The 5,195-nt window shown below is 72.8% G+C and carries 5 protein-coding genes and 1 pseudogene; 2 read left to right on the top strand and 4 right to left on the bottom strand.

The genetic code is table 11. The annotated features are described in order from the left end of the window. Positions 1-30: 30 nt before the first annotated feature. A complete protein-coding gene (locus KBX53_RS21385) occupies positions 31-672 on the top strand; it encodes a DUF998 domain-containing protein (RefSeq protein ID WP_210861233.1) in 642 nt (213 codons plus the stop codon). 39 nt (positions 673-711) lie between these two features. Here KBX53_RS21385 and KBX53_RS21380 read toward each other — a convergent pair whose 3' ends face one another. Beyond that, entirely contained in the window at positions 712-2,115 is a 1,404-nt protein-coding gene (locus KBX53_RS21380; RefSeq protein WP_030328951.1) for an NAD(P)H-quinone dehydrogenase, read from the bottom strand. Positions 2,116-2,221: 106 nt separating this feature from the next. Between KBX53_RS21380 and KBX53_RS21375 the strand changes: the two genes are divergently transcribed. After that, a complete protein-coding gene (locus tag KBX53_RS21375) occupies positions 2,222-2,677 on the top strand; it encodes a gamma-glutamylcyclotransferase (RefSeq protein WP_030328953.1) in 456 nt (151 codons plus the stop codon). Between the two features lie 75 nt (positions 2,678-2,752). On the opposite strand, the gene KBX53_RS21370 is transcribed toward KBX53_RS21375, so the two are convergent. The 3 genes and pseudogenes from KBX53_RS21370 to KBX53_RS21360 all read right to left on the bottom strand — a co-directional run. After that, positions 2,753-3,712 carry a GNAT family N-acetyltransferase gene (locus KBX53_RS21370; protein WP_210861232.1) on the bottom strand — a complete coding sequence of 320 codons (960 nt, stop codon included), beginning with the start codon at positions 3,710-3,712 and terminating at the stop codon, positions 2,753-2,755. Between the two features lie 60 nt (positions 3,713-3,772). Then, positions 3,773-4,507 carry a hypothetical protein gene (locus tag KBX53_RS21365; protein ID WP_030328958.1) on the bottom strand — a complete coding sequence of 245 codons (735 nt, stop codon included), beginning with the start codon at positions 4,505-4,507 and terminating at the stop codon, positions 3,773-3,775. Positions 4,508-4,611: 104 nt separating this feature from the next. Continuing rightward, positions 4,612-5,195 (bottom strand): annotated as a pseudogene (locus KBX53_RS21360) (hypothetical protein); the annotation flags it as partial.

Raw genomic sequence — 5,195 nt, 5'->3', positions numbered from 1 at the left:
GCTGGGGTGCCCACGGCGACAGGCTGAGGCATGCCTGGAACCCGGAGTACCGGTCTGCTGGCCCTGGGCGGGATCGCCCTGGCGGCGCTGCTCACCGTCATCGGTCACCTCGAAGTCAACGACGACCTCAACCCCTGGGCGTTGACCATCAGCGACTTCGCCGTCTCCGACCGCGGCGGCGTGATCGACGTCGCCATGGTGGTGCTGGCGCTCGCCACCGTGGCGCTGCTGTACGGACTGCGTCGCGCCGCGCCGGCACGGCCCGCCCCGGCAACCGACCTGCTGCTCGGCGCGTGGGTGACCGGGCTGCTCCTGGCCGCGGTGGTGCCGACGAACGAGCCAGGCACCGCCATGACCACGGCGGCCTACGTGCACCGGTACGCCTCGGTGGTCGCCTTTCTGGCACTGCCGGCGGCCGGTTGGCTGCTCGCCCGTCGATCCGAGCTGGCGCCGGTCGCCCGAATGCTACGCACCCTCGTCCTGCTGAGCCTGACCCTGGCGGCGGCGATGATCTGGTCCGCCTACCCCGGCGACCGTCTGCTGATCGGCCTGGCCGAGCGACTGCTCATCGTCACCGAGGTGGCAGTGCTGGCGACCATCGCGCTGGCCCAGACCCGCGCGGCCGTCGATCATGGAGTTGTGGCACCTCACCAAGGGGGCATCGTGGCGTGAACCACCCACCACAACTCCACGATCGTCGAGAAGGGGCGGCTACTCCAGCTCGTGCAGCATGAGCTGGCGGGCCGCCTCGGTGATCGAGCCGGACAACGAGGGGTAGATGGTGATGGTCTGGGCCAGCTCGTTGACGGTGAGGTTGTTCTCCACCGCCATGGTGATGGGCAGGATCAGCTCGCTGGCCTTCGGAGCGACCACCACACCACCGATCACCTGACCACTGGCCGGGCGGCAGAACAACTTCACGAAGCCGTCGGAGAGGTCGTCCATCTTGGCCCGGGCGTTGCCGGACAACGGCAGCATCACCTGTCGGGCCGGCACCTTGCCCGCGTCCACCTCGTCCTGCGAGACACCCACCGTGGCCAGTTCGGGATCGGTGAAGACGTTCGCCGCGACGGTCCGCAGCCGCAGCGGGCGGACCGCCTCGCCGAGCGCGTGCCACATGGCGATCCGGCCCTGCATGGCGGCGACGCTGGCCAGCAGCAGCACGCCGGTGCAGTCTCCGGCGGCGTAGATGCCGGGCACGTTGGTCCGGGAGGCCCTGTCGACTGTCACGTAGCCGCCCCGGCCCAGCTGCACCCCGTACTCGGTCAGGCCCAGGTTGGCGGTGTTCGGGATCGACCCGACGGTGATCAGCGCGTGCGAGCCGGTCACCTTACGGCCGTCGGAGAGTTCCACCTCGACGCCGTCGGCGGTACGCCGGACCGCGTCGGCCCGGGAGTTGTTGAGGATCTCCATGCCCCGGTTGCGGAACACCCGCTCGATCGCGGAGGCGGCGTCGGCGTCCTCGTGGGGCATCACCCGGTCGCGGCTGGAGACCAGGGTCACCTCGACCCCCATGGCCAGGTACGCGCTGGCGAACTCCGCACCGGTCACGCCGGACCCGACGACGATCAGGTGCTCGGGCAGCTCCGGCAGGTCGTACACCTGTCGCCAGGTCAGGATGCGCTCACCGTCCGGTACGGCGGTGGGCAGCTGACGGGGTGTCGAGCCGGTGGCCACCAGCACGGTGGACGCGTCGATCGAGTACTCCTCGCCGCCGTCGGCGGGGCTGACGACGACCCGGTGGGTGTGCCCGAGGGAGTCCTCGCCGAGCCGGGCGGTGCCGGCCACGAAGGTGACGCCCGCCTTCAGCAGCTTGGCGTGAATGTCAGCGGACTGCGCCAGGGCCAGCCGCTTGACCCGCTCGTGCACCGCCCGCGCGTCGACGGTGACCGCCTCCAGGCCGTCCGAGTGCACCCCGAACTCCTCGGTGTCCCGGTATCCGGTGACCACCCCCGAGCTGGCGATGAAGGTCTTCGACGGTACGCAGTCGGAGAGCACGCAGGCGCCGCCGGCCCCGTCGGCCTCCACCACGGTGACATCGGCATCCAGCTGGGCGGCGACCAGTGCCGCCTCGTACCCGGCCGGCCCCCCACCGATGATCACGATCTGGCTCACAGCGTTCGCCCTTCGTCCATGCTCACAGTGACTTTCTTCTCCCGAACGCGTTCGACACGCACTGTCGTATTCTCCCCCACCCGTCGGCCGGGCTATCGTCATCGCCGTGCGTCATCACGCCGCCTACGGCTCAAATCTCGACCCCGCCCGGATGCGTGCCTACTGTCCGCATTCGCCGATGGTGGGCACCGGCTGGCTGGAGGGCTGGCGGCTGACCTTCGCCGGGGCGGACGTGATCGGCTGGGAGGGTGCGGTGAGCACCCTCGTCGAGTCTCCCGGTGACCGGGTCTTCGTGGCGCTCTACGACATCCACCCGTACGACGCCGAGCAGCTCGACGAGTTGGAGGGCGTCGCCGCCGGGACGTACCGCAAGCTGCACGTCCGGGTTTCCACCCTCGACGGCGACGTGACCGCGTGGATCTACGTCTTCAACGGGTACGAGGGTGGCCTGCCGACCTCGTGGTACCTGTCGGAGATCGCGAACGCCGCCGAGAAGGCGGGCGCCCCGGACGACTACGTCACCGAGTTGCGGGCCCGCCCCACCGGCACCGCGTCGGCGTAGCAGCGCGTATCGCACGCCTCCAGTCTGCTACCGCTGTCGACCGCGGGGCCGGTCGGGCCCGCCCGGGGTCGTCAATCACACACGGGCCGCCGGGACGGACCGTTCGTACATGTCGGTCCAGTGGGTTTCCCGCAGGCCCACCGACCGGTAGAGCGACAGCGGGGCGGTCGGGTTGGTGAGGTCGACGCCCAGACCGGCCGACTTCCGCCCCTTCTCGGCGTAGCGGGCGAAGGCGCGGCGCAGCAGCGCCGCACCCACACCCCGGCGACGGTACGCGGACAGCACCGACAGGGTCTTCACCCAGCCCGACTGTTGGTCGAGTGCCTGATCCGAGGACTGCAACGCGCCGACCGGCACCCCGTCCACCTCGGCGACGAACCACTCGTCCCAGGCGGTCAGGTCGCCGATGCGGGCCCGCCACCGCTCGTACGACAACGGTTCGTGGTCCGGGGTGTCACCGAAGGCGGCCTCGTAGATCCGGTGGAACTCCACCAGGTCGGTCTCGTGGTCCGGGCGGACCTGCCGCACGGTCACGCCCGCGGGTGCGGCCGGCTCGTCGGGCAGATCGTCCAACGGTCGGCTCATTCGGACGTACCGCTTGACGCGGGCGAAACCGAGCGCGCGAAGGGTCTGTTCCCAGTCATGTTCGGGGGCGAAGACCGCGCAGCGGACGGTGAGCGACGGCAACCCCCGCTCGGCCGCGCGTTCGGCGACCCGGTCCAGTTGGCGAACCAGCAGCGGCGCGCGGACGGCGGCGCCCCGCACCGGCTCGACGTAGACCTCCACGAACTCCCGGCCCACCCCGCTCGGGTTGTCCACCGTCGCCCAGCCGACCACTGTGTCGTCCGGGTCGATCGCCAACCAGGAGTCCCGGGTCGGGTCGAAGTGGCTGGCGGTCAGTGACGCCGTGACGTCCTCGGCGTCGAAGTCGGGGTGGCCGATGGCGAAGGTGTCGGCGGCGTGCACCACCGCGAGGATCGCCGGCACGTCGTCGAGGGTGGGGCGGCGCGTTGTCCAACCAGCGGGAAGGGTCACGGCAGGACATCCTGGCAGCCGAGCCGCCGGGGCGCCGCCCATTTTCCGGCTGGCGGAGGCTCAGCCGAGGTCGACCCGGGTGCGGTGCAGCAACTCCACCAACTCGGCGCCGTCGGCGGGCCCGAGGGCGGTGAACGCCGGCGCGGCCAACCGGTTGGTCACCGCCTCCGCCCAGAGCCGGCGGCGCACCAGCGGCCCGATCGGCGGGTACGGCGGCGGCCACCCGCAGGCCACCGCCCCGGCCTCCCCCTCCGGCCCGGCCAGCACCGCCTCCAGCGGAGTCATCCCGGCGGCCCGTACCGCGAGCAGGTAGGCGCCGGTGAAGTGTTCCCGGAGCAGCCGCAGCCCGGCGGCGCTGCGGGCCCCGGGAGAGAGGTCCGGAAGGGGCATGGCCCGCCACGCGGCGAAGAGCGGCATCCCGCTGGCGTCGGCCGCGACGACGGCCCGCTCGACGAGCGCGGACAGGCGTTCGGCACCGGGCAGGGGGCCGAGCTGCTGCGCCCCCCACCGGCAGCATTCGGCGAGGCTCGCGGCGGCCACCTGGAACGGCGGGACGACCCGGGCGGCGGCGTCCCAACCGTCGGCGACGGCGTCCGGGGCGATGAACCCGAGGGCGGCGGCGGCCGTCTCGGCCCGCACATCGCCGAGCGCGCCGGCCCGGCCGCTGATGTAGAAGGCCCACCCGGAGATGCCGAGCAGTCGGGCCCGGCGCAACGTGGTCGGGTCCCGGCTGAAGGCGTCGCCCAGGTCGAGCACGACGGGCTTGCTGGCAGCCGCGACCTGCTCCGGAGTCACCGCGGGGCCCTCTTCGCGCGGCCCGAACCGCCGCGCCCGACCACGCCCCGATCCACGGCCACCCACCGTGCACGGCCCGCGCACTCGTCGTCGTCCATCAATGCTCAGTCTGCCGCGCCACCGCCCGCGTCCGCATCCCCCTCTTCGGCCGCCAGTGCCTCGATGGCCGCCTCGACCTCCCCGGCGCGGCGCCGGGCCACGGTGACCGCCCGCTCGGCGGCCCGCCGGGCGAGCTTGGCCCGGCTGAGATCCTGCTCGGCGACCGCGCGCCGCCGCTCCAGCTCGGCCAGCTCCGCCTCAAGCCCATCGAGTACGGCCGCACCGTCGCGCTCCTGCCCGGTCGCCTTGGTCAGTTCCGCCTCGGCCCGCTCCTGGTCGGCCTGGGCCTTCGCCAACTCGCGGTCCAGGGCGCGGCGCTGCCGGGCCCGCTCGGCTCGGGCCGCCCGCTGCGCGGCCCGCTCGGCCCGCTCGGCCGCCCGATCCGTACGGGGTGCCGCCTCGGGTCGCCCTCGCTGGGCGCCGGGTCGGCGGGCCGGGCGTTCCTCGTCGGGCTCCTCGCCGTCTCCGGTGACCAGCCGCAGTTGTGGCCGGGGCACCTCACCGAAGCCGGCGTAGCTGGCCGCCCGCAGCAGCCGACCCGCCCGCACCTGCTCGGCGACCTCGACGTCGGAGAACGCCGCGTTCAACG

Source organism: Micromonospora sp. M51 (assembly GCF_018070305.1).
Lineage (GTDB): Bacteria > Actinomycetota > Actinomycetes > Mycobacteriales > Micromonosporaceae > Micromonospora > Micromonospora parva.
This window is presented reverse-complemented; position numbering and strand designations above follow the sequence as displayed.

Bases quoted from the DNA above. Each gene is read 5' to 3' on its own strand.
- KBX53_RS21385 (WP_210861233.1), top strand. From the start codon at position 31: ATGCCTGGAACCCGGAGTACCGGTCTGCTGGCCCTGGGCGGGATCGCC.